The sequence below is a fragment of the Bradyrhizobium sp. P5_C12 genome (assembly GCF_054049735.1).
Genome location: NZ_JBFULU010000035.1, coordinates 23,936 through 45,971, shown reverse-complemented (window position 1 = coordinate 45,971; position 22,036 = coordinate 23,936). Strand labels below are relative to the sequence as shown.

Annotated in this window: 23 protein-coding genes; 10 read left to right on the top strand and 13 right to left on the bottom strand. The window is 65.1% G+C overall.

Features of this window, described 5'->3' with window-relative positions; translation table 11 throughout:
* Positions 1–183: 183 nt before the first annotated feature.
* Positions 184–1,050: a hypothetical protein gene (locus ACXJMY_RS26745; RefSeq protein ID WP_456622338.1), complete on the top strand. Its 867-nt coding sequence runs from the start codon at positions 184–186 to the stop codon at positions 1,048–1,050.
* A gap of 24 nt (positions 1,051–1,074) precedes the next feature.
* Here ACXJMY_RS26745 and ACXJMY_RS26740 read toward each other — a convergent pair whose 3' ends face one another.
* Positions 1,075–2,346 carry a Spy/CpxP family protein refolding chaperone gene (locus tag ACXJMY_RS26740; RefSeq protein WP_456622337.1) on the bottom strand — a complete coding sequence of 424 codons (1,272 nt, stop codon included), beginning with the start codon at positions 2,344–2,346 and terminating at the stop codon, positions 1,075–1,077.
* A 162-nt stretch (positions 2,347–2,508) separates the two neighbouring features.
* Complete coding sequence (locus ACXJMY_RS26735; RefSeq protein WP_456622336.1) at positions 2,509–3,495, bottom strand: LysM peptidoglycan-binding domain-containing protein; 987 nt, start codon at positions 3,493–3,495, stop codon at positions 2,509–2,511.
* A 187-nt stretch (positions 3,496–3,682) separates the two neighbouring features.
* On the opposite strand from ACXJMY_RS26735, the gene ACXJMY_RS26730 reads away from it, so the two are divergent.
* Both ACXJMY_RS26730 and ACXJMY_RS26725 read left to right on the top strand, forming a co-directional pair.
* A complete protein-coding gene (locus ACXJMY_RS26730; protein WP_456622335.1) occupies positions 3,683–4,375 on the top strand; it encodes a hypothetical protein in 693 nt (230 codons plus the stop codon).
* A 138-nt stretch (positions 4,376–4,513) separates the two neighbouring features.
* Positions 4,514–7,177 carry a bifunctional diguanylate cyclase/phosphodiesterase gene (locus ACXJMY_RS26725; RefSeq protein WP_456622334.1) on the top strand — a complete coding sequence of 888 codons (2,664 nt, stop codon included), beginning with the start codon at positions 4,514–4,516 and terminating at the stop codon, positions 7,175–7,177.
* Positions 7,178–7,335: 158 nt separating this feature from the next.
* Here the strand turns inward: ACXJMY_RS26725 and ACXJMY_RS26720 are convergent, their stop codons facing one another.
* Positions 7,336–7,851: a Spy/CpxP family protein refolding chaperone gene (locus ACXJMY_RS26720; protein ID WP_456622333.1), complete on the bottom strand. Its 516-nt coding sequence runs from the start codon at positions 7,849–7,851 to the stop codon at positions 7,336–7,338.
* Between the two features lie 274 nt (positions 7,852–8,125).
* The gene (locus ACXJMY_RS26715; protein ID WP_456622332.1) at positions 8,126–8,248 is read right to left on the bottom strand and encodes a hypothetical protein; all 123 of its coding nucleotides are present in this window, start codon (positions 8,246–8,248) and stop codon (positions 8,126–8,128) included.
* A gap of 27 nt (positions 8,249–8,275) precedes the next feature.
* Between ACXJMY_RS26715 and ACXJMY_RS26710 the strand changes: the two genes are divergently transcribed.
* From ACXJMY_RS26710 to ACXJMY_RS26700, 3 genes are all read left to right on the top strand, one after another.
* Positions 8,276–8,455, top strand: a complete 180-nt coding sequence (locus ACXJMY_RS26710) for a hypothetical protein (protein ID WP_456622369.1) — start codon at positions 8,276–8,278, stop codon at positions 8,453–8,455.
* 69 nt (positions 8,456–8,524) lie between these two features.
* Positions 8,525–10,222 (top strand): GMC family oxidoreductase, encoded by a 1,698-nt coding sequence (locus ACXJMY_RS26705; RefSeq protein ID WP_456622331.1) that lies wholly within the window; start codon positions 8,525–8,527, stop codon positions 10,220–10,222.
* 21 nt (positions 10,223–10,243) lie between these two features.
* Complete coding sequence (locus ACXJMY_RS26700; RefSeq protein WP_456622330.1) at positions 10,244–10,678, top strand: bleomycin resistance protein; 435 nt, start codon at positions 10,244–10,246, stop codon at positions 10,676–10,678.
* Between the two features lie 60 nt (positions 10,679–10,738).
* Here the strand turns inward: ACXJMY_RS26700 and ACXJMY_RS26695 are convergent, their stop codons facing one another.
* The 4 genes from ACXJMY_RS26695 to ACXJMY_RS26680 form a co-directional block, all read right to left on the bottom strand.
* Positions 10,739–11,689, bottom strand: a complete 951-nt coding sequence (locus ACXJMY_RS26695; RefSeq protein WP_456622329.1) for a hypothetical protein — start codon at positions 11,687–11,689, stop codon at positions 10,739–10,741.
* 153 nt (positions 11,690–11,842) lie between these two features.
* Positions 11,843–11,995, bottom strand: a complete 153-nt coding sequence (locus tag ACXJMY_RS26690) for a hypothetical protein (RefSeq protein ID WP_456622368.1) — start codon at positions 11,993–11,995, stop codon at positions 11,843–11,845.
* A gap of 346 nt (positions 11,996–12,341) precedes the next feature.
* A complete protein-coding gene (locus tag ACXJMY_RS26685) occupies positions 12,342–12,569 on the bottom strand; it encodes a hypothetical protein (protein WP_456622328.1) in 228 nt (75 codons plus the stop codon).
* Positions 12,570–12,612: 43 nt separating this feature from the next.
* On the bottom strand, positions 12,613–12,765 hold the full coding sequence (locus ACXJMY_RS26680) for a hypothetical protein (RefSeq protein ID WP_456622327.1): 153 nt from the start codon (positions 12,763–12,765) through the stop codon (positions 12,613–12,615).
* Positions 12,766–12,951: 186 nt separating this feature from the next.
* On the opposite strand from ACXJMY_RS26680, the gene ACXJMY_RS26675 reads away from it, so the two are divergent.
* The gene (locus ACXJMY_RS26675) at positions 12,952–14,955 is read left to right on the top strand and encodes a BTAD domain-containing putative transcriptional regulator (RefSeq protein WP_456622326.1); all 2,004 of its coding nucleotides are present in this window, start codon (positions 12,952–12,954) and stop codon (positions 14,953–14,955) included.
* 3 nt (positions 14,956–14,958) lie between these two features.
* On the opposite strand, the gene ACXJMY_RS26670 is transcribed toward ACXJMY_RS26675, so the two are convergent.
* The 4 genes from ACXJMY_RS26670 to ACXJMY_RS26655 all read right to left on the bottom strand — a co-directional run bounded on the left by ACXJMY_RS26670 (position 14,959) and on the right by ACXJMY_RS26655 (position 18,037).
* Positions 14,959–15,426 (bottom strand): MAPEG family protein, encoded by a 468-nt coding sequence (locus ACXJMY_RS26670; RefSeq protein ID WP_456622325.1) that lies wholly within the window; start codon positions 15,424–15,426, stop codon positions 14,959–14,961.
* Between the two features lie 92 nt (positions 15,427–15,518).
* On the bottom strand, positions 15,519–15,641 hold the full coding sequence (locus ACXJMY_RS26665; protein ID WP_456622324.1) for a hypothetical protein: 123 nt from the start codon (positions 15,639–15,641) through the stop codon (positions 15,519–15,521).
* A 30-nt stretch (positions 15,642–15,671) separates the two neighbouring features.
* Positions 15,672–17,771, bottom strand: a complete 2,100-nt coding sequence (locus ACXJMY_RS26660) for a methyl-accepting chemotaxis protein (protein WP_456622323.1) — start codon at positions 17,769–17,771, stop codon at positions 15,672–15,674.
* Between the two features lie 143 nt (positions 17,772–17,914).
* Positions 17,915–18,037 carry a hypothetical protein gene (locus tag ACXJMY_RS26655; RefSeq protein ID WP_456622322.1) on the bottom strand — a complete coding sequence of 41 codons (123 nt, stop codon included), beginning with the start codon at positions 18,035–18,037 and terminating at the stop codon, positions 17,915–17,917.
* Positions 18,038–18,341: 304 nt separating this feature from the next.
* Here ACXJMY_RS26655 and ACXJMY_RS26650 point away from each other — a divergent pair, with 304 nt between their 5' ends.
* The 3 genes from ACXJMY_RS26650 to ACXJMY_RS26640 all read left to right on the top strand — a co-directional run bounded on the left by ACXJMY_RS26650 (position 18,342) and on the right by ACXJMY_RS26640 (position 20,808).
* The gene (locus ACXJMY_RS26650) at positions 18,342–18,479 is read left to right on the top strand and encodes a hypothetical protein (protein ID WP_456622321.1); all 138 of its coding nucleotides are present in this window, start codon (positions 18,342–18,344) and stop codon (positions 18,477–18,479) included.
* A 125-nt stretch (positions 18,480–18,604) separates the two neighbouring features.
* Positions 18,605–19,726, top strand: coding sequence for a lactonase family protein (locus ACXJMY_RS26645; protein ID WP_456622320.1), 1,122 nt, complete (start codon positions 18,605–18,607; stop codon positions 19,724–19,726).
* Between the two features lie 185 nt (positions 19,727–19,911).
* Positions 19,912–20,808, top strand: coding sequence for an efflux RND transporter periplasmic adaptor subunit (locus tag ACXJMY_RS26640; protein WP_456622319.1), 897 nt, complete (start codon positions 19,912–19,914; stop codon positions 20,806–20,808).
* Positions 20,809–21,049: 241 nt separating this feature from the next.
* Here the strand turns inward: ACXJMY_RS26640 and ACXJMY_RS26635 are convergent, their stop codons facing one another.
* A complete protein-coding gene (locus ACXJMY_RS26635) occupies positions 21,050–21,898 on the bottom strand; it encodes a caspase family protein (RefSeq protein WP_456622318.1) in 849 nt (282 codons plus the stop codon).
* Between the last annotated feature and the right edge of the window lie 138 nt (positions 21,899–22,036).

Genomic DNA, 22,036 nt, shown 5'->3' with positions numbered 1-22,036 from the left:
TCGCCAAACTGTTCCCTGGGGTTATGGGTCCCGGCCTTCGCCGGGACGACAGTGGAGATTGAGGCGCCGGCGTTGCGAATAATCAACGCACACAATTCCCCACCCCTCCCACGAACCCCATCTCGCCTCCCCGCGACTAACCATCGCCTCGACGTCGAGGCGGAGTTTGGATGGGAGACGATCGTGGCGTTTGCCTTGCCTTCGCGTGCATATGATTTGCAGATGCTGGACCGTCCGGTCGATCGCGAGCGCGATCACGGCTGGGTCTATGGCCTGCCGCCGGGCATCACCAGCGAGCAATGGCCGTTCGATCCCGTGACCGGCTATCCGCTGATGCACGGCTTTACGCTAAAACTGCCGGAGGATTATCGCGTGCACGGCGAGGACATCGTCGCGGTATCGTTCTTTGCGACCGCGCCCGATCACAATGACGGCGGCGCGCCTGATGACCCTGAAATCCGCGAGGCGGTGCTGGCGCTACCAGCGCATCCGCGCCTGTCCCGCATGACCGACATCCTCGACTACGAATATGCCGCGCTGCTGTTGACAGCGCGCGAATATGACGGCGCGTTCGCAACGCCGCCGGCGCCGCTGGCGCTCGCAACCGCGGAACGGCCGCGCTGGCTCGACGTCGGCGGCGCCAATGCCTTCTTCGAGGCCGCCGCGCCTTACGCGAAAAAGATGTTCGCCGCTTCGCCGCGCGCCGATCTCAGCGAGACCCGCGCGATTGCACTGACGGCGCGCGCGACCGATCCCAATGCGGGCAAGGGCCCGCAGGACGAGCACACCCGCCAAAACCCACCGACCGGCTATCAGCCCTATTACTACTATGTCGGCGACGTCCCGGGCCGCGACAATTTCCGCCTGCACGACTGGGGCAAGGACCACGCCCACAATCATCTCGGCGGCACCATGCGGCCCTGCCAGGCGGTGCCGGAGATGAGCCCGTTCTACATCGAGTTCGAGGAATATTTCGGCGGCTACAATTTTGGCGGCGGCAACGCGCAGCTCGATTTCAAGGAGATGCAGTTCGACTGGGCGTGCGGCTAGTCTTCGCGGCGAACCACCCGAACATCACGCTCCCCGCTTCGGCCCGATCGCCTCGAAGCTCGCCTTCTGCTCGTCGCTCAAATCCGCCCCGAAATCGTCGAGCGCATCGCCGACGCCCTTCACCGCTTGCAGCATCGTCTCGAGCCGCGCCTTCGCCGCGGCCAATCGCGCGCTCGGGGTCGCCGCGGGCTCTGTCGGGCAGGCGCTCAGAGTTTGCATGGTGCGCAGCGTGGTGTCCTGGAGCACCTCGAGCCGGGCGCGGGCGATCTCGTCGAGGCGAAGCGTCGAAGCGATGTCGTCGGCGGGCCATTGCTGCCGCACCAGCTGCTCGTACTGGCGCTGCACCTGCTCGTCGTAGCGCGGGTCGCTATCCGCCTGGCAGGCGCTTGCTGCCTGCGCGTCCTTGTGCTGGGCCGATGCCAGCGCGGCGCGGCGGTCCTTCGCCAGCGCGTCGAGCTTTGCTTTCTGATTGTCCGCGAGGAGATCGACGAATTTTGCCAGCGGCGGCGCGATCGCACCCGTTGCCTTGATCATCGCTTCCAGGCGGGCCTGCATCAGGCCGAGGCGTTCCGCCGCGGCGGCGGGGGCCTGCGCCGGGCAGGCGGCGCGGATGGTGTCGCGCGCATTGGTCCAGGCGGCCGCGAGTTCGTCGAGCGCTGTACGCTGCAATTCGTTCGGCTGCACCGCAGCGATGATGCGGTCGACCGGCAAGCCGCCGGTGTCGCTGGCCTCGCAGACAGCCTCGACCGGTGGGACCCTGCGCGCACGCCTGCCCTGCGGCGCGGTGTAGGCGGCAAGCTCGGTGGCCGCATAGGGCGCGAAGATCGCGGCGTAGATATCGCCATAACCATAGAGCGAGAGGCTGGTCGCATCGCCGAAGATGATTGCGGTGGTGAGGTCGTCATGCGCGAACGGCCAGAACACGGGACCGGCCCAGCCGTAGCTGCCGTCGGGGTGACGCCACCAGCCCTGCGGGCGGCGGCCGCCATGCCAGCCCGACAGCGCAGCCTGCGCCGTCAGCGCCGCACGCAAGACATAGGGATTGGCAAGCTGGGCACGCTCGGTCCCGCGCGGATCCTGCGACCTCAGCGCGGCGGAGCGGGTGCGGCCGCCGCGCACCGCCATGCGGGCGTGGCGCAGGCGCGACAGGCCGATCACATGGCCGACGGCAAAGCGCGCAACGCCGAGCGGGCCACCGCGCAGTCCGAACTGCGCCTGGGCCGTATTCGGCAGCAGCGCTGCCAGAACCATGAAGGCCGCGCCGGCCAGCGCCAGTCCCATGCGCGATCTCGACATGACCACCACCGACCTGACCACCGAGTTGCCCACCGAGCTGACCACTTCTTGGCCCTCCTCCAGCGCCAAGCGCGCGTCACGGCGCATGACGATGACTCGGAGCGGAACCAAAGGTTCCCGGACCCGAGGAGTCAAACGGTCGCAGACGAGGGGCTTCGGTCCTCACTCGGCCTTTTGCGGCAGCACGAGCGTCTGGCCGGGATAGATCAAATTCGGATTGTGGATCTTGTCGCGGTTGGCCTTGAAGATCACAGCGTAGCGGGCGCCATCGCCGTAGGCGAGCCGACTCAGGGCCCACAGGCTGTCGCCGCGGGAAATCACCCGGTTGCCGCCGGTCTCCGCGGGTGCGCCGTTGAGGATGTCCGCAGGCGACGCCGCTGCGGCCGGCGCCCTCGCCATGACCCTGGGCTTGGGCGCACCCATCATCCTGGCCCGGGCCGCGGACTTGTCCGATGCCGCGGCCAGGTGCGGCGCGGCTGACGGCAAGGAGGCCACCACATCCGATGTGTCGGCCTGCTTCGCCTCTTGCCTCGCGGCCGGTGTGGGGCGCGCGGGCGGCGGCGGCGCCTCGGCAATGGTCACCGGCATGCTGCGGCCGGATTGCGTGACGGTGCCATCCGGCGCCTTTGCCCGCAGCGTCAGCTCATATGACCCGGCGGGAAGCTGCGGCGGGGTCATCACGAACTGGCCCGACGCATCGGCCACCACACTGTCGAGCGGCTTGCCGTCGCGTAGCAATTCGACCTTCGCGCCGGGCGTGGCCCGGCCGGCGATCACCGCGGCCTCGCCGTGATCGTCGATGCGCCCGACGTCGAAACGGGGGCCGGTGTCGGTCGCGGCCGGCGGCGGCTTGAGCGGCGCGAGGTCGGCGAGCGCGGCCGTGACCTGCTTCTGCGACTCGGCCAGGGCGCCCGGCTTGGGCGCCGGGGATGCGGATGGCGAGGCCGGCGCAGCGGCGGCCGCCTTCGGTTCTTCCGGCTTCGTTTCCGGCTTGGGCTCGACCTTGGCCTCCGGCCTGGCGGCGATCGCGGTCTCGGTCTTCGCACCGCCCGGCAGCAGGCGGCGCAGCTCGGTGGGACCGATCACCATCACGGTGCCGGTCACCGCGAGCACGCAGAACGCAACGAGGGCCTTGGACGCGGTTATCATCGGAAAACGAACCCTTGATCGCAAATCAGCCGATGGCGGCAACCTGCGCCGATTTGGCTACGGCAGCAAGACGGCCGTTGGGATGATCCCTCTTTCGTTCCAGCACGCCACGGATGAACCGGCACGGCCCCGTCGGCGTCAAATGACCGTGGCCGCGCTGCGGCATATTTCTCAAGGAATTTTTCCCGTGAACGCATTTCGCCGTCCCGCACAATGGCTGGCGCTCGCCCTCATACTGGCCGCCTCCCCCGCGCTCGCCGCCTCCGGCCCGCCGCCGGATTACGTCCTCACCGACAATGCCGATCTCGCCTTCACCTCGCCCGACGGCGCCACCAAGATCGAGCAGTACATGAAGGACAGCAAGGATTTCGACGTCAAATGGCAGGCCTGGGCGAGGAACGGCGAGCGGATGACGGAGCTGAAGCCCGAGCAGGGCTATGGCGCCGGCTTCCGCTTCACCAACGATTCGCAATGGCTGGTGCGGATGCAGAAGACCGGCTCGGGCTCGCAGGATCTCTTTCTCTACCATGTCGAGAACGGCGCCTTCGTCAGCGCGACGACGAAATCGCTCAGTGACCTCGCCTGGGCCTATTTCCACAGCCGGCCCGACACCAAGAACATGAAGCTCGACTACCACATCTCGGCCAATCTGATGAAGGGCACCGAAGATGCTTATCGCTGGCTCGGCGTCGACTGGCCCAACAACCGCTACCTCTTGATCTCGCTGTCGGGCGAAATGGACAAGCATCCGAAGAACGTCGCCGTGAAGGGATTGGCGGACTGGAAATGTCGTTATGACCTCAAGACCGGCAAGTTCGACGTGCCGGCGATGTTCGCCAAGGGCAATGCGGAAGCGCTGAACTGGGAGATCAAGCGGTGAGTGCCGCTACGTCGGGTGGGTGAGCTTTCGCGGGGGAAAACAACCCTCTGATTCCGCTCCAATTCATACTTTCCTAACCCTCGCTGGTAACGGGGTCTTGTCGGTTTTGCTGCATCTTGCATCCCACGGGAGGGCTGGATGGGCACATCGATCCGATGGAGCGCGCGGATGCGCGCGTTGCTCCGCCGTTGGCGCGGGGCGCCGCTGACATGGCTGATCGTCGGCGGCTTCGTGCTGATGGCCGCGACCGCCATCGGCACCGCGCTGACCGTCGACAGGTTCCGGCAGAACGCCATCGAAAGCGGCCGCGACAACCTCGAGAGCGCCGTCCGCCTGCTGGCCCGCCATTTCGACCGCGAGTTCGAGGATTTTACGGTGCTCCAGAAGAGCATCATCGCCGAGCTCGAAAGCCATGGCATCGATTCCGCGGACGTGTTCCGCAGCGAGATGGGCACGCTGGCCATGCATGAAGTGCTGCGTGCAAAGGCCAGCGGCTGGTCCGACGTGGCCGGCGCCAATGTGTTTGATTCCAACGGTGTGCTGATCAACTCGTCACGGCGCTGGCCGGTCGCCGACATCTCGGTGTCCGACCGCCGCTATTTCAACCGGCTCAAGAGTGATCCGGCGGCGCAGGAAGAGGTCGAGGTCGTCGACGGCCGGATCGGCGGCGGCCCGGCGATCGTGTTCGCCCGGCGCGTGTCGGGCCCTCGCGGCGAGTTCTTCGGCATCGTCTCGCGCGCGATCGCGCCGGACCAGCTCGAATCGTTCTTCGCCTCGACCGGGCTCGGCGAGGAGTCCTCGATCGCGATGCACCACCAGAACGGCCAGCTGCTCGCGCGCATCCCGCATGCCGACGCCATGATCGGGCAGAATTTTCGCAACGGCACGCCCGAGCAGATCGCGGTGTTCGAGCGCACCTTCGTCACCACCAAGCTCGCAAGCCCGATCGACGGCAAGGACCGCATCGTCGCCTCGCGCCTCCTCACCGGCGAGCCGCTGGTGGTGGTCGCGACCAAGTCACTGGACGCAACGCTCGCGACCTGGCGCACGCAAACCAAATTCTTCGTCACCGTGGCCGTGCTGTCGATCGGCCTGCTCGTGCTCACGCTGTTCCTGACCTTCCGCCAGGTCACGCGCCGCCTCTCGGTGGAGAAGCAGCGGCTCGACACCGCGATGAACACGATGACGCAGGGCCTGCTGATGTTCGACCAGGACGAGCGGCTCATCGTCTGCAACCGGCGCTACGTCGAGATGTATGGCCTGTCGGCCGACGTGGTGAAGCCCGGCGCCTATTTCCGCGACGTGATCCAGCACCGCCACGACACCGGCTCGTTCGACGGCGACGTCGACACCTATTGCGACGGCATCCTGAGCCAGGTCGGACGGACACAGAGCGCCGTCGTGGAGACCGCCGACGGCCGCCTGATCGAGATCAAGAACCAGCCCGCGGTCGCCGGCGGCTGGCTCGCGACCCATGACGACGTCACCGAGCGCATCCGCGCCGATGAGCGCATTGCGCATATGGCGCATTATGACGCGCTGACCGACCTTCCCAACCGCGTGCTGCTGCGCGGCCATCTGGAGCGCCGCGTCGCGGAGCTCGCCGAGGGCAAGCCGTTCGCGATCCTCTATATCGACGTCGACGAGTTCAAGGGTGTCAACGATTCGCTCGGCCACGAGGTCGGCGACGAATTGCTGCGCCAGGTCGCCAACCGCCTGCGCGCCTGCGTCAGCGGCAACGACCTCGTCGCGCGGCTCGGCGGCGACGAATTCGCCGTCGTCAAGGCCGGCATCAGCGACCAGGCCGAGCTGACCGCGCTGGCGGAGCGGATCCTCAAGGCACTGCGCACGCCGGTCGACTGCAACGGCCAGGAGATTCCGACCGACGCCAGCATCGGCATCGCAATCGCGCCCGATCACGGCGACAATCTCGACGATTTGCTCAAGCGCGCCGATCTCGCGATGTACGCGGCGAAGTCCGAGGGCCGCCGCACCTTCCGCATCTTCGTGCCCGAATACGATGCCAAGGCGGGACAGCGCCGCCAGCTCGAGCTCGATCTGCGGCAGGCGCTCGCCCGCGGCGAGTTCGAGGTGCACTACCAGCCGCTGGTCGACCTCGCGGCCAATGTCGTGACCGGCTGCGAGGCGCTGCTGCGGTGGCACCACCCGGAGCGCGGCATGGTCTCGCCCGCGGAGTTCATTCCGGTCGCCGAAGACACCGGCCTGATCGGCGAGATCGGCGAATGGGTGCTGAAACAGGCCTGCACCGAGGCCGCCTCCTGGCCCGGCCAGATCCACATCGCGGTCAACGTCTCGCCGGTGCAGTTCCGCGCCAAGACATTGGCGCTGAAGGTCGCCGCGGCGCTGGCGGAATCAGGCCTCGCACCGGGACGGCTCGAGCTCGAGGTCACCGAGACGGTCCTGATCCGCGACGACGCGGAGGCGCTGACGATCCTCCAGCAGCTGCGCGAGCTCGGCGTGCGCATCGCGCTCGACGATTTCGGCACCGGCTATTCGTCGCTGAGCTATCTGCACCGCTTCCCCTTCGACAAGATCAAGATCGATCGCAGCTTCATCAGCGACATCGGCGAGCCCGAGGATTCCTCGCCGATCGTCCAGGCCGTGGTGCACATGGCGGCCGCGCGCCACATGGCGACGACAGCCGAAGGCGTCGAGACCGAAGCGCAGCGCGAGGTGCTGCGGCAGCTCGGCTGCAGCCAGATGCAGGGCTGGCTGTTCAGCCCGGCCGTGCCGGCGGCGAAGTTGAGGCAATTGCTGTCGGCGCAGGCCGTGGCGGCTTAGAACGGCGATATCTTGGGAAACGGAATCAGCGGCGGTCGTTGGTCGCGCATGCCGCCTGGGGATGTCGGCCTTGGCAAAGGGGACATCGCCCAGGCTTAAAGTTAGTTAGCCGCGCAGATTGAGGCCGTCACGCGGCGGGTATGAATTAACATCCTGCTTCAGTCCTCATCCTCGGCCTGCGCACGACGTCGTTCCACGACATCGCTCATGTCATGAAGTACAAGGACCGCGAGGGCCCCCATGCGCTGCCTCTGTTCGGGATTGAGGGTCTTGTAGAGTGGCTGCCACGCCTCGGCGAGTTTATCCAAATCGGCTGATCGTTGAGCCAATGCCTCCGAGCGTCGTTGCAGGAAGGCGATGGGATCACGATTGCGCATGCTTTCGACGGCATTCTGGTCGGCCCGTCGACCCACTGTTTCCGAGATTTTTGCAACACGGGCCTTCCGATCCTCCGCTCTGGCACGAATGGCGCTCTCGACAGGCGGCCAGAGCTTTTCCTGGTCAGGTGTCAGCTGCAACGCGGCCTTGGTCAAATCGATCCGCATGTCCACCAGCGTATTCCGGTCCACTGCGTTTAGCCGTTCTGGCGTCGCAGGGGACGGAGCTTGCGCGCTGGCAATCGACGGTGCGGCAAGAAGGAGTGCAGCTGTTCCGATCACTACTATTTTCATCATCGGCGACCTCCTAGGTGAGTAGCCCCCAGGCACCACGCTAACAATTGTCGACAGGGCGATGTGGCATTGATTCAAATCAAGGGAATTGGAGAAAGAATTGTGGCGCGCGGGCCGAGCGAGACCTGCGACATGTCCGTTCTTGCGCCGCCATTCTGACGAGCGGACGTCAACCCTTGATCGCAGCACAGCGCGACGCGGCGTTCGTCAGACCAGCAACAAATAGAACGCCCCGGGTGGATTCCCCGGGGCCAGGTTGCTGGATACCGAGATTGAACTAATAACGCGCCGTGACCGGCGTCGTGTAGCAGCCGAAGCCGTAGTTGAAGCGCAGGGTGATGATGTCGATGTCCTGGCTCACCCCATTGCCCAGGAGGGTGACCCAACCGGGAGTAACCACGCCTGCGTTGTCACGCCCCCTCCAGAGATGGTCGTATTCAACACCGGAGGACCAGTTCGGTGCGAAGCCGAAGGCGTCGAGACCGAAGCGCAGCGCGAGGTGCTGCGGCAGCTCGGCTGCACCCAGATGCAGGGCTGGCTGTTCAGCCCGGCCGTGCCGGCGGCGAAGCTGAAGCTGTTGCTGTCGAAGCAGGCGGTGGCGGCGTAGCCCCCGCGCGTGACCTCACGATAAAATCACGCTACCCTCCCCGGGCAAGAACAACAGGAAGCGCCAATCGTGTACGACTTCATTATCGTGGGCGGCGGCTCGGCGGGGTCCGTGCTGGCCCACCGGCTCTCCGCCAAGAGCGCCAACAAGGTCCTGCTGTGCGAAGCCGGACAGGACACACCACCCGGCAACGAGCCGGCCGAGATCAGGGACAGCTATCCGGGCACGGCCTATTTCGATCCGCGCTTCCACTGGACCGAGCTGAAGGTCACGACCCAGATCGTCAGCCACAACAATCCGAACGAAGGGCGTCCGCCCTTGCGCAAATACGAACAGGCGCGCGTGCTGGGCGGCGGCTCGTCGATCAACGGCCAGATGGCCAACCGCGGCGCACCGACCGACTACGATGAATGGGACGCGCGCGGCGCCACCGGGTGGAGCTGGAACGAGGTGCTGCCCTTCTTCAAGAAGGTCGAGCGCGACCTCGATTTCGACGGGCCGTACCACGGCAAGGACGGCCGAATTCCGGTGCGTAGAATTCCGCAGGAGCACTGGACGCGGCATTCGCAGGCGTTCGCGCAAGCCTTCCAGCAAGCCGGCCATCAGTTCGTGCCGGACCAGAATGGCGAGTTCGTCGACGGCTATTTTCCGGTGACGCACTCCAATCAGGCCGAGCAACGCGTCTCGGCCGCAATGGGCTATCTCGATCGCGACACGCGCCAGCGCGCCAACCTGACGATCTCGACCAACACGCAGGTTCGAGAGCTGCTGTTCGAAGGCACGCAGTGCGTCGGCGTGAAGGCAATGGTGGACGGACGGGAGCAGGAATTCCGCGGCCGCGAGATCATTCTCTCCAGCGGCGCCATCCATTCGCCGGCGCATCTCTTGCGCGCCGGCATCGGCCCGGTCGGCCACCTCAAGGATCTGGGGATTCCCGTCCTGATGGGACTGCAAGGCGTCGGCCAGCGCCTGATGGATCATCCCTCGATTTCGCTGTCGTCCTTTGTCCGCCGCGGCGCGCGCATGAACGAGCATACCAGGCGCCACATGCAGCTTGGCCTGCGCTATTCGTCCGGGTTGCCGGGCGTGCCGAAGGGCGACATGTTCGTCGTCGTGATCAGCAAATCGGCCTGGCACGCGGTCGGCGCGCAAATCGGCTCGCTGCTGACGTTCGTCAACAAGACCTATTCGGAGACCGGACAGGTCAAGCTCGCCTCGCGCGATCCGCAAGCCGAGCCGATCGTCGAGTTCAACCTGCTGTCCGACCGGCGCGACCTCGATCGCCTGATGAGCGGTTTCCGCAAGATGGCGGCGGTGCAGATGAGCGATGTGGTCAAGGCGGTGACGGACAAGCCGTTCCCGGCGGCCTATACCGACCGCGTGCGCAAGATCGGCGTGGTCAACACCAAGAACAGGATTCTGACCACGATCGCCGCGGCAATGATGGACGGGCCGGCGGCGCTGCGCCACTACATGATCGACAATTTCGTGGTCGAGGGCTTCAGCTTCGACGACGTGATCAACGACGACGAGGCGCTGGAGGCCTTCGTGCGCAAGGCGACCATCGGCGTGTGGCACGCCTCATGCTCATGCCGCATGGGCCGGGCCGACGATCCCATGGCGGTGGTCGACCCCCAGGGCCGCGTCAAAGGCATCCAGGGTCTGCGCGTCGTCGACGCCTCGATCTTCCCGGTGGTGCCCTGCGCCAACACCAACTTCCCGGTCCTGATGTCGGCGGAGAAGATCGCTGCGGCGATGATGCAGTGAGCCGCAGGAAGCGAGCTAGTCATGGAAACATCGAACAACAGATTGCCCATTGGCGGCTTTGCCCGGCTCGTCCCTGAGCTGGACGTGTTTGACCTGGCGCAGAGCGAGGCGTTCTGGTGCGGAATACTGGGTTTCCAGATTGCGTATCAGCGACCTGAAAGCCGCTTCATGTATATCGAGCTGCAGGGCTCCCAGGTCATGTTGAACCAGCGAAATGGCAATTGGGAGACTGCGACCCTTGAACGTCCATTGGGACGCGGGATCAACTTCCAAATGTTCGTCAATTCCGTCGCCCCTCTTGTCGAAGCCCTGAGGCGGGCGAATTGGCCGCTGTTCAGGGATTGTCACGATGCCTGGTACAAGGTTGCAGGCGAAGAACGGGGCAATCGGCAGTTCCTGGTGCAAGACCCTGATGGTTACCTGCTCCGTTTTGCGGAAGACCTTGGCAGCAGGTGATCGCCCCGGTCATCTTCACGTTTCGAGACATTGTAAGCCGCCGCCATTGCGCGCTCCGGACTACGAGTTCTGCGGGATGAAGCGGCTGAAGGACGGCAGCCTGACACAAAGCTTGACGATAAGAGGAAGCGCGAGCACCGGGATCACGCACGCGGCAACATAGCCCTCAGCAAGAGATGGCAGACCGAAGCTGGCCGCGGCCCACACGAGGGTGACGTTACGGTTTCCGCTCACGAGGCCTATGGTTCCGGCGGTCTGCAACCCCAGCCTCGCGAATGTCACGGTCGCGAGCGCGCACAGGCCAAAATTGGCGACGATTGCAACGGCGAGCATCAGGTCGAAACGCAGGGCGTTGCTGGTCCATTGCGCCCGTATGCCCTGCGAGGTGGCGAGTCCCACGATGATGAGCCCGATCACGGCGACCCCTGTGGCTGCGCGTTGATCGGGCAGGACGGCAATCAGATGGCGACGGAACCGCATGGCCAGAAAGGCCACCGATCCTGCGGCACCGATAATGCCGAACAGCCGGATCGCCAGCCCGCCCATATCGAATTCAATTCCCAGCCCGAGCACCATGGCAAAACACGGAATCGAAATCGGCGTCAGCAGGGTCAGCGCAATGGAGACGAGCAGCGCGAGACGCGGTCGCAAACCAAGCATCCCCGCAATCGCCGCGGCGCTTCCGACCGGCGGCGCCAGCAGCGACAGCAGAACGCCGGCCCGCAGCGCAGGATCGAGCGGAACAAGGGACAGCAGAAACGCGGCAGCCAAAGGCAGCGCGAGGCCAATCCAGACAAGCACCAGCGCGATCAGGGGGAGACGAATGCCGCGTTCAGGGGGAGCGAGCCCGGCCGTGAGAAACGAGCCAAGCGTCAGAAGAAATGCTGAAAAGGGCAAAAGTTCGTAGCCGAAGTGAGCGAACGGAGCGATCAACAGCCCTGCGCAAAGCGAGATCACCAGAAGCAGCGGTCCTTGTCCGCCAACGGTGGACAGTATCCGGCCAACGTACATATCGGCTCCTCATTTGCATGCGCTTTGAAAACCATGCTTCGGCCGTGACGCGCGGCGCGTGCCTCGCGTTACACGGATTGAAGCTTGTCAAAATCGTCGCGGGTCCTCCGAGGGACGGCGCGTCGGGGTTCGTGAGTCACGCCACTGCGAAGGTCAGAACAATCCGGGGCTCAAATCCAGGCCATGGGTTCGCGACAGCACGAACACAAAGGCGCATGCTGCGCACAGCAAGAGAACGTGTTTCGCCACGTCGGCACCGGTGACCGAGAGGAACGTGCGGGAAATCGCGCGCATGATTGCCGTCAATGCCACCTCCAGGTTTTCAAATCCAATGAACCAATAGCGTCATCGGCAACTGTCAGTCGGTCCGCGAAGCGAAGGCCAAGGCAGGGCCGCCTCGTTCGGTTGACGCTCGCTCAATGAGGATGGCGCCGATMACGTGAACGACACCGAAGCCCAGAAGAATGAGGATCATCAGGCGCGTCCCGCCGCGCCGCGCGTTTCCGTCACGCGATATTGGAGATTCGGCCCGCATTGCAGACCCGGCACGAATGTCATTTTTCACGGCTTTTCCTTTTTTGCGCTTTCGCAGGCTTGCGTAGCGACCGCGCGGACCCTTGGTCCGCGCGGCGCTGTTGCCGATCTGGGTCGGTTACGGCACCGGCGGGTTCGAGATGTAATGGGTGACGAAATCATCGGAGGCGAGATCGGCTTGGCGCTCGCGGGGCGCCGTGCTCATCGCAGCGCAGGCAATCACCAGTGCCAGCAGCGAGGCATAGAATGCGATCACTCTCAGTCGCCATGTTCCGATAATTCGCTGGTCCTCGACGGACGCGAGAAAGACGTACGATTGCTGTCCCGGCTGCGCGATATCGCTCAATGCGACCTCCTGCTTGATGGCTCTTGCGATCTTTGGCGTGCGGTCAGTCGCCTCCGAAAAGGAGCGGCGCGACCGGAGGTGCCGACTGCGAAACGACACTGAATGTCGGATGTGCAAAGGAGGTCACCGCGGCGTCGAGCCCCGCAATGACCACGAACAGGATGACGACGACCGTGATGAGGTGATGCGCGCGCACGTCGGCCTGCCCGATGAAATTGCTCTGCGTCGATCAACCAACCGGCTTCGTCGCAATGCGATCTGAACCCACCGTCGTCATCGCGGGCGTTATTCGATCGTCATCACGGCGTTAATATTGTTCGCAAAGTTGGCAGTTCGTGTAAGATGTATATCTACGGGCGCGTCTGCTCAATTTAGAGGCGGCATGACTGAAACTCCATCTGCGCCGCGCCCGCGTTTTGCCCTCTCGCTTCTGGGACGTTTCGAACTGACGGGGCCGGACGGCATCGTCTGCTTGCCGAACAAGAAGCTCGCGGGATTGCTTGCCTATCTGGCTTGCACGGCACCGCAGCCTCAGCACCGCGAAAAGCTCTCGACTTTGCTGTGGGGATCCCACTTCGACGCGCAAGCGAAGCAGAACCTGCGACAGGCGCTGTTCAAGCTGCGTCAGGTTCTTGGTCAGAGTGCGCTCAGGAGTGACGGCGAATTCATGTCGTTGGATGCCGCGGTGATCAGCTGCGATGTCCGGCAATTCGAGGATCTCGTCAGAAAAGGCAGCCGTGACTCCCTGACCGCGGCGACAGATCTCTATCGCGGGCGCCTCGTTGACGACATTGGCGTCAACGAGGAGGGCTGGAGCGAATGGCTGGCCGGCGAACGCGAGCGGCTGTCGGAGCTGGCGCTCGGCGCGATGGTGGCACTCGGCGAGCATGAACTGTCAGAGGGGCGTGCCGGCCACGCCCTTCTCGCCGGCCAGCGCGCCCATGCGCTCAACAGCATGCGCGAGGATGCGCATCGCCTGATCATGCGCGCGTTGTCCGCAGCAGGCCGCAACGCCGAAGCACTCAAATACTATCAGGCCGTCGTCACCCTGCTGAAGCAGGAGCTCGGCACCGGCCCGGATGCGGCAACCAACGCTCTCGCCGCGGGGCTGCGCAAGGCCCAGGAGCAGAAGACCATTCAGGCAGCAGGCGAGACAGGTGTAGACCTTTCGCGTCAAGCGGAGCGCATGATCGGCGACGACAGGCCTTCCGTGGCGGTGCTTCCGTTCCGGAACATGGGCGGCGACACCGAACAGGAATACTTTGCCGATGGCGTCACCGCGGACATCATCACCGCTCTGTCGCGCTTTCGCGAACTGGTGGTGATTGCGGGCGGGTCGAGCTTTGCCCTTCGGGACAAGGGAATGACCAGCCAGCAGATCGCGCAACTGCTCGGGGCCCAATACGTCCTAAGCGGCCATATCCGCAAGGCCGGCAACCGCATTCGCGTGTCGGCCGAGCTCACTCATGCCGGCAGCGAAGCCCAAGTCTGGTCCAATCGCTATGACCGCCCCCTCGTCGACATCTTCGATCTGCAGGACGACGTCAGCCGCAGTGTTGCAGCCGTCGTCGATCCCGCCGTTCGAAGCGCCGAGATCGAACGCGCGCGCCGCAAGCCGCCGGTCGATCTTTCGGCGTATGATCTCTATCTGCGAGGCCTTCATCATTTGTGGGGCGGCACCCGTGAAGCCGTCATCAAGGCCATCGATCTGCTTCGACAGTCCCTGAGCCTTGATCAGGAGCGAACGGCGACGCTGGCGGCACTGGCCTGGGGACTCGTCATGGCTGCTCCGCTCGGCGCCAACGCGTCTCCGGATGCCGCGGCCGAGGCGCTCGGCCTGGCGCGTCGCGCCGTCGAGCAGGATGGCGGGGACGCTTTCGCCCACGCGGTCTATGGCTTCGCGCTGTTTGGACCGGCCGGCGACAACGATCAGGGGCGCATTCACGCCAGCGAAGCCGTAAGCCTCAATCCCAGTTCGGCCTTCGCATGGGGTGTGCTCGGAATGATCGACAGCATGGGAGGCGATTATGCGAACGCCGTCGTGTGCCTGCACCGGTCTCTCGTCCTCAGTCCCGACGACAGCATGCTCCATATGTGGATGACGGGATTGACCGCGTCCTACTTCGCCCTCGGGCAGTTCGAGGAGGGCGTCGCCTGGGCGCGCAAGTCGGTTAGGCACAATCCGAGCAATGGCACCGGCCATCGCATGTTGGCGGCCAATCTGGTCGGTGTCGGCCGCCTGGAAGAAGCCCGCGAGGTCACCCGGATGCGCGATTCGGCACAGAAAACAACGATCCGCGATCTGCGCGCCATGCGCTTCTTCAAGCAAAGCGTGACGCTTGAACGCTACCTTTCGGCCCAGCAGGTCGCCGGCGTGGCCGATTGAGTCTCAACCGCCGAGTGCGACGAGAAGCGTGCGAATGGTCATGAAGACCAGGATCAGTGAGCCGACGGTCCACAGAATTGCGCGAATGTCGTGAATCTGCCCGGTGAGATAGGCGAGGAAATGCAGCAGGCGCGAGGCAACGTAGCCGTAGAGCAGACATTGCGCGAGAAGCAGAGACGGCCGTGTGAGTACATAGAGAAAGCCCGCGACCAGGAAATAGGGCAGGCTCTCGAGATCGTTCAGCTGGATCCGGCGGATCCGCTCGACAGCTTCGTTGGGAAGAAGCTGCACCGGATCGGGCGCGGGATTCATCGGGGTCTTCTTGATATCCTCCGGCGAACGGTAGCCCCCTTGCGCTCTCACCATCCGGAACACGGTGAGCCACGACATCCCCACGGCCTTCAGGATGATCAGGCAGGCAGCAACGACATAGGTCGCAAAAAGGGGATCGCGCAGATCAATTCCGTCCAATTTGGATCCCCCTCTGACGTCTCCATACTACATGCCCGACCGCGCCGCGCCAGCAGCGATCGGACAGCAAACGTCCCGGGAGGTCGGAAAGTTCACATCAGCCGCTTTGCGGCGCGCACTTCGGCGAATTCGGCGTCGGGATGGGCGACGATGGTGGCGACCATGATGCCGCTGATGATCAGCGACCAGGCGATGTTCCAACAGACCCAAAACATCTTCCAACCTGCCTTCTGCGGCGCGCTAATCTAGGCCGCTCTGAGATCCCCGACGAAGCGACCGACGTCGCGCTTGAGGTCATCCGACAGGCGCGCCAGCATCTTGGCCGAATCCAGCACTTCGCCGGCGGCCGCACCGGTCTGCCCGGCAGCTTGCGACACGCCGGAGATGTGCCGCGAGACTTCGTTGGTGCCTTGGGAAGCCTGCTGCACGTTGCGCGCGATCTCGCGGGTCGCGGCGCCCTGCTCCTCGACGGCAGCCGCGATCGCAGCCGCAATCTCGTTGACCCGCTGGATGGTGGTGCCGATCGACTGGATCGCGGTCACCGAGGATCGGGTCGCGCCCTGGATCGCGGCGACCTGGCCGGTGATCTCCTCGGTCGCCTTCGCGGTCTGCGTGGCGAGGCTCTTCACCTCGGACGCGACCACCGCAAAACCGCGGCCGGCCTCGCCGGCACGCGCGGCCTCGATGGTGGCGTTGAGCGCGAGCAGATTGGTCTGCTCGGCAATGCCCGTGATCAGCGCGACGACGTCGCCGATGCGCTGGGCGGCATCGGCCAGCGCCTGCACCTCGGCATTGGTGCGATCGGCTTCGGAAGCTGCGGCACCGGCAATGCTGGACGACTCCGCGACCTGGCGGCTGATCTCGCTGATCGAGGCCGAGAGCTCTTCCGTGGCGGCGGCGACGGTCTGCACGTTGGACGAGGCATCGCCCGACAGGCTTGCGACCGAGGCCGCCTTGGACGAGCCCTGCTCGGCCGTCGACGACATCGACTGCGCGGTGGCATTCAGCTCGCCGGAAGCCGAGGCCAGCGTGTGCAGCGATTCCGTGACGGTCTTCTCGAACTGCTCGATCAGCCGGTCGACGGCGAGCTGGCGCCGCTCCTTCCTGGCCTGCTCCGCCGCCTGTTCCTCGGCGAGGCGGTCGCCGGTCATCATGTTCTCCCTGAACACCGACACCGCGCGCGACATCTCCCCGATCTCGTCGCCGCGCTCGATGCCCGCGAGCTCGATCGCATAGTCGCGCTCGGCAAGGGAGCGCATCGCCTGCGTCAGCTTGCGGATCGGCGCGCTGACGCGGCGATTCACGAGGGTGAAGCCGAAGACGGTGATGGCGAGCGCGACCAGCATCATCCCGCCATTGAGGGCCAGGCTCCATCTCGCCGATGTCATCTGCTGCCCGGCGCGGGCGACCATTTCGGCGAGCGCGACCTGGCCGGCCTCGACGCTGTAGCCGAGAATGGCGGTGTTGAGCTTCGACAGGTCCTCGATCTTGATGTCGATGGTCTGGTTGTTGCTGAGCGCCTTGATGAAACCCTGCTGACGCTCGGTCATGGCGGCGGCATCGCCCTGCTTCGAGCGCGCGATCACGTCGACGAGGCTTGCGGGCGCGTCGGAGCGGCCGGCGACATCCAGCACCTGGCTCCAGGCCTGCCTGGCGCGTCCGGTATCCTCGGCGGCGCCGACCATGTCGGCGGCGCTCCAGGGCTTTCCGCTCGCGGCCGCGGCTTCGAGACGGATGGCGACGAGGCCGCCGAAATTGCGTGCGGCCCAGGCCGACTGTTTTACGCCCAGCAGATGATCGACCACGGGATCGGTAAGCTTGAGCGCGTTCTCGAGCGCAGCCGTCAGCGCCAGAATGGCATCGAGATAATCCTGCGCAGCTTTGCGGAACTCGTCGCCGACCTTCGCGTCACGCTCCGCCTTCGATTGGTGGATGGCGGCTTCGGCCTTGGGCCGCAGCGGCGCGAGCGCGTCGTGGACCGCGACGAGCTTGCTCAAGGCGCCGGCAAGGCGTGCATCCGACACGCCATCAAGGCGCTCGAGCACGCTCTTATAGGCCGCCTCGGACAACTGCCGGTTGGTGGCGATGCGGTTGTCGGCATTGGCATTGGCTGGCGCTTCCGCGACCAGCGCCGACAGGAAGGTGCCGCGCTCGAGCCGGAAGCCGAGCAGGCTCGCGAACAGCTGCTGGTCGGTGCCGGCGAAGCGCTCGACCGTCTGCGCGGCGCCGTTGCGTTCGATCGCACCAAAAAGTCCGGTCGCGAGCTGCCCGATCAGGAACAGGCCGAGGACACCGATGATGGCGCCGAGCACCGAACGAATGGAGGGATTGCCGAACAATGCCATGGTGACCGTCGCATCTCCGTAAAAGATGCAGAAAAATACCGGTCCGGCCCTAAGATTTGGTTCACCAAATAGGCCCATGCCCGCGGCGCGCGCGTCGGGCTCAGTTGAACTACGGAGATGAGGGGCTCAGGCGGCGCAAAGGCTCACTTCGCCTGCCGTGCCGCCCGGATCTCGACGAACTCGGCATCCGGATGCGTGACGATGGTGGCGAACATGATACCGCTGATGATGAGAGACCAGGCGGTATTCCAAACAATCCAAAACATGCGTCAGCCTCCGTTTCGGTCTCCCCCCCCCGCCCGCGGGACCAAGGTAACGGCAAGACAGGGTTGCTGTTCCCGGAGCGATTGCGGCTTGGCACGGCGAGGCGCGGGCGAAGCGCGGCGCTATATTTTGTTGGTCGGCGGCGAGCCGCGATCGGTTTGGCCGGTGTGGCGCTTTGCCACGACGTCCTCGTCGCGTGGCGGCGGCTTCGGCTGTGAACGAGTTCATAGGATCGCCACCGTTTGCAGTGCACGATGGTGCAGCGCTCCCCGGCGCAGCGGACTTTCGGCGGACGGATTTGGCCTGATGCGCAAACGACTCATCGCCTGGACCATCCTGACCTCGGCCTTGCTCGCCGTCGCCGTGTGGACCGCGCTTGGGCCCCCCGAACATGCATCCGGCCCGCATCTGCCCTCCCGCAGCCAGCAAGCTGCGGTGCGGTAGCCGTCGTCCCCCAACCGATACAATTTCGGCATCGATCGATCCCAATTGGAGTTTGGTGCGGCCGGGGACCTCCCGCTATCCTCGGCGGCAAAACGACAATGCCGCACCGGCACAGGAGGACGCCCATGTTGAGACCAACACATCGCATCGCATCTGGATTGCCGCGCGCGGCGATCACCGTCATCGCCTTCCTTGCCCTCATTTTCGGAGCCCGCCCCGGCATGGCCGAAACCTTCGCCTATGTCGGCAACGCCGACAGCAACGACATCAGCGTGTTCAAGATGGCCGAGAGCGGCGAGATGATGCCGGTGCAGACGGCCGCCCTCCCCGGCGTCGAGAAGCCCGGCTCCTCGACGCCGCTGGCGATCACGCCCGACAAGCGCGTGCTGATTGCCGGCGTCCGGTCGCAGCCGTTCCAGGCGGTGAGCTTTGCGATCGATCCCAAGACGGGCCAGCTCAGCCATATCGGCAACGGCCCGCTCGCCGACAGCATGGCCTATATCGCCACCGACCGTAGCGGCAAATTCCTGTTCAGCGCCTCCTATGGCGGCAACAAGGTCGCGGTGAATCCGCTTCTCGCGAACGGCGTCGTCGGCGAGCCGAAGCAGGTGATCCCGACCGGGCTCAATGCGCATGCCTTCCTGCCCTCGCCCGACAACCGCTTCGTGTTCGCAACCAATCTCGGCTCCGACCAGGTGCTGAGCTTCGCGTTCGACGCAGCTAGCGGGACGCTCACGCCGAGCGATCCGCCGGTCTACAAGGTGCCGGAAAAATCGGGGCCGCGGCACTTCGTGTTCCACCCGAACGGCAAGTACGTCTATCTCATCCACGAGCTGAACGGCGACGTCGCGGCGTTCGCCTATGAGGCGAAGGGCGGCGCATGGGACGAGATCCAGCGCACCACCGCATTGCCCGAAGGGTTTTCCGGAAAGCCTTGGGCCGCCGACATCCACATCACCCCGGACGGCCGCTTCCTCTACGCCTCGGAGCGCACCACCAATACGCTCACCGCCTACAAGGTCGACGCGGCAAGCGGCAAGCTGACTAAGGCCGGCAGCGTCGCGACCGAGAAGCAGCCGCGCGGCTTCAACATCGATCCATCCAGCCGCTATCTCGCCGCGGTCGGCGAGCTGTCCGACAGCATGACGGTCTATGCCATCGACCAGAGCAGCGGCGCGCTCGCCAAGCTGACATCCTATCCCACCGGCAAGAAGCCGAACTGGGTGGAGTTCTTGAGCTTGCCGTGAGGGGGGCTCCTCTTACCCTCCCCCTCCAGGGGGGTAAGGGACAGCGAACCTCGTCTTCATTTCCGCGACTAATCCAACAGGCGGCATCGCGCCGCCTGTTGCGGCGTCTTCGGCCTTGTCCGCCCATGGCCCACTGCGGCCGCTTCTGCTAACGATTGAGGCCTTGCGGCCAACCGGAATGACCTATGCGTCGATTGCCTGCGCGTTCCTTTTCCCAAAAGCTCGTTACGCTCGCCGGACTGCTGGTGCTGTCCGCCCAACCCGCTTCCGCCGCCGATGACGCGCCCAAGGACGCGCCCAAGGGGCCGGCGGTCACGGTGCTGAAGGCGGCAAAGTCCTGCTTCTCCGACATCGTCGAGGCGACCGGCACGATCATCGCGCGCGAGGAGACCTCGGTGCGGCCCGAGCGTCCGGGGCTGAAGGTGACGGAAGTGCTGGCGGAAGCCGGCGAGACCACCACGGCCGGTCAGGTGCTGGCGCGCCTCGCGCTGCCCGAAGGCGGCACGCTTCAGGTCGCAGCCCCCGTGGCTGGCGTCATCGCCACCTCGACTGCGCAGATCGGCGGGCTCGCCTCGGCCAAGGGCGAGGCGCTGTTCACGATCGTGGCGCGCAGCGAATACGATCTCGTCGGCCTGGTGGCGACCAGCGACATCCGCAGGCTTGCGGTCAACCAGCCTGCGACCGTGCGCATCGCAGGCGCCGGCGATATCGACGGCAAGGTCCGCCGCATCGGGCCGACCGTCGAGCCCAACATCCAGCAGGGCATGGTCTATATCGGCATCTCGTCGCAGAAGCGGCTGTTGCTGAACGCGAGCGGGCGGGCGCTGATCAAGACCGGGCAGAGCTGCAACGTCGCGGTGCCGCTGACCGCCGTGCAATATTCGTCCGCCGGCACCGTGGTGCAGGTGATCCGCCGCAACCGTGTCGAGACCAAGCGCGTCGAGGTCGGATTGATGTCGGGCGGCAATATCGAGATCCGCGACGGCCTCAACGAGGGCGACATCGTCGTCGCCCGCGCCGGCGCACTCTTGCGCGAAGGCGATCCGGTGCGCCCGGTGATGGCCGCGGAGGCGGCGAAGTAGGGTTCGCCTCAACCGTCATTGCGAGGAGCGAAGCGACGAAGCAATCCAGAATCTTTCTGCGGAAAGATTCTGGATTGCTTCGCTGCGCTCGCAATGACGATGTGGGGAGCAGATGTGCGTTACACACGCATATCGTAGGGTGGATTAGCCGAAGGCGTAATCCACCTCTTTGCTGTCCGCGCTGAGAGAGAGACGTGGTGGATTACGCTTCGCTAATCCACCCTACGTGTGCCGCGAAAAACTAGCCGCCGGCGTCGCCGAAACGGACCTCTTCGAGCAGGGACGAGGACACGGTCGGGACCTGGTCGCCTTCGGAGGCGCGGGAGATGGCGACGCGGGTCTTGTTGAAGACGCTTTCGGCGCTGCCCTGTGCATTCAGGTTCGTGAGAAGCTCGCTGACCAGCACGCTGTGCTCGCCCTTGCCATCGTCGACGACCTTGCCGGGCGAGGCGGAGGAGAGGATCAGGGCATTGTCGGGCGTTCCGATCGGCGCAAGGCCGTGGCTATAGGAGCGGAAGCGGCGCTCATAGGGATTGCGGCGGGAGGCGTCGACGACGACGAGCTTGGCCTTGGCGCCCTGCTCCTTCATCATGTCGAGCACGCCGTCGATGGAGACGCCCTGGCGGCGAACGTCGCTCTCCTTCCAGATCACGGCATCGACCGGCAGCATGTAGCTCTCGCGGCCGGCCTGCACGCCGTAGCCGCCGAAGAACAGCATGACGACGGTGTCGCGCTTGATCCGGGACTTCAGGCGGTTGACGGCGCGGACCATGTCGTCCTTGCTCGCGTCTTCCACCATGTCGACGTCAAAGCCGTTCTTGCGCAGCGACGAGGACAGCGCGCGGGCGTCGTTGATCGACTGCGTCAGCGGCGCGCTGGCGTCGGGATAGTGACCATTGCCGATGACCAGCGCGAGGCGCGCGGTCTGGCCGATCGAACCCGTGACCTGGTCGGTCGAAACGGCCTTGGCGGCGTCGAGCGCGCGCATGTTGAGGGCAGCGTGGGCACCGATCACGAGCGACACCGTGCCGATGAGGGCCGCGGCGACCGCAATCGTGCGTCGTGAGAGATCGAGCTGCCTTACATTCATCTCGGTTCATTCCTGTCAGTACCAAAGACCTGCCAAGCGCGCGCACACTGGTTGAGTAGCGCGATGACGTCATTAGGTTTGAGGGATTGGCCCGGGGAGTGCCCCCGAATTGCGCGCAATTTGCGGCGCCGCACCAAA

Bases quoted from the DNA above. Each gene is read 5' to 3' on its own strand.
- ACXJMY_RS26695 (WP_456622329.1), bottom strand. From the start codon at position 11,689: ATGTACGTTGGCCGGATACTGTCCACCGTTGGCGGACAAGGACCGCTG.
- ACXJMY_RS26675 (WP_456622326.1), top strand. From the start codon at position 12,952: ATGACTGAAACTCCATCTGCGCCGCGCCCGCGTTTTGCCCTCTCGCTT.
- ACXJMY_RS26655 (WP_456622322.1), bottom strand. From the start codon at position 18,037: ATGTTTTGGATTGTTTGGAATACCGCCTGGTCTCTCATCATCAGCGGT.
- ACXJMY_RS26635 (WP_456622318.1), bottom strand. From the start codon at position 21,898: ATGAATGTAAGGCAGCTCGATCTCTCACGACGCACGATTGCGGTCGCC.
- ACXJMY_RS26645 (WP_456622320.1), top strand. From the start codon at position 18,605: ATGTTGAGACCAACACATCGCATCGCATCTGGATTGCCGCGCGCGGCG.
- ACXJMY_RS26660 (WP_456622323.1), bottom strand. From the start codon at position 17,771: ATGGCATTGTTCGGCAATCCCTCCATTCGTTCGGTGCTCGGCGCCATC.
- ACXJMY_RS26640 (WP_456622319.1), top strand. From the start codon at position 19,912: ATGCGTCGATTGCCTGCGCGTTCCTTTTCCCAAAAGCTCGTTACGCTC.
- ACXJMY_RS26700 (WP_456622330.1), top strand. From the start codon at position 10,244: ATGGAAACATCGAACAACAGATTGCCCATTGGCGGCTTTGCCCGGCTC.
- ACXJMY_RS26725 (WP_456622334.1), top strand. From the start codon at position 4,514: ATGGGCACATCGATCCGATGGAGCGCGCGGATGCGCGCGTTGCTCCGC.
- ACXJMY_RS26650 (WP_456622321.1), top strand. From the start codon at position 18,342: ATGCGCAAACGACTCATCGCCTGGACCATCCTGACCTCGGCCTTGCTC.
- ACXJMY_RS26710 (WP_456622369.1), top strand. From the start codon at position 8,276: ATGGTCGTATTCAACACCGGAGGACCAGTTCGGTGCGAAGCCGAAGGC.
- ACXJMY_RS26735 (WP_456622336.1), bottom strand. From the start codon at position 3,495: ATGATAACCGCGTCCAAGGCCCTCGTTGCGTTCTGCGTGCTCGCGGTG.
- ACXJMY_RS26720 (WP_456622333.1), bottom strand. From the start codon at position 7,851: ATGATGAAAATAGTAGTGATCGGAACAGCTGCACTCCTTCTTGCCGCA.
- ACXJMY_RS26665 (WP_456622324.1), bottom strand. From the start codon at position 15,641: ATGTTTTGGGTCTGTTGGAACATCGCCTGGTCGCTGATCATCAGCGGC.
- ACXJMY_RS26740 (WP_456622337.1), bottom strand. From the start codon at position 2,346: ATGTCGAGATCGCGCATGGGACTGGCGCTGGCCGGCGCGGCCTTCATG.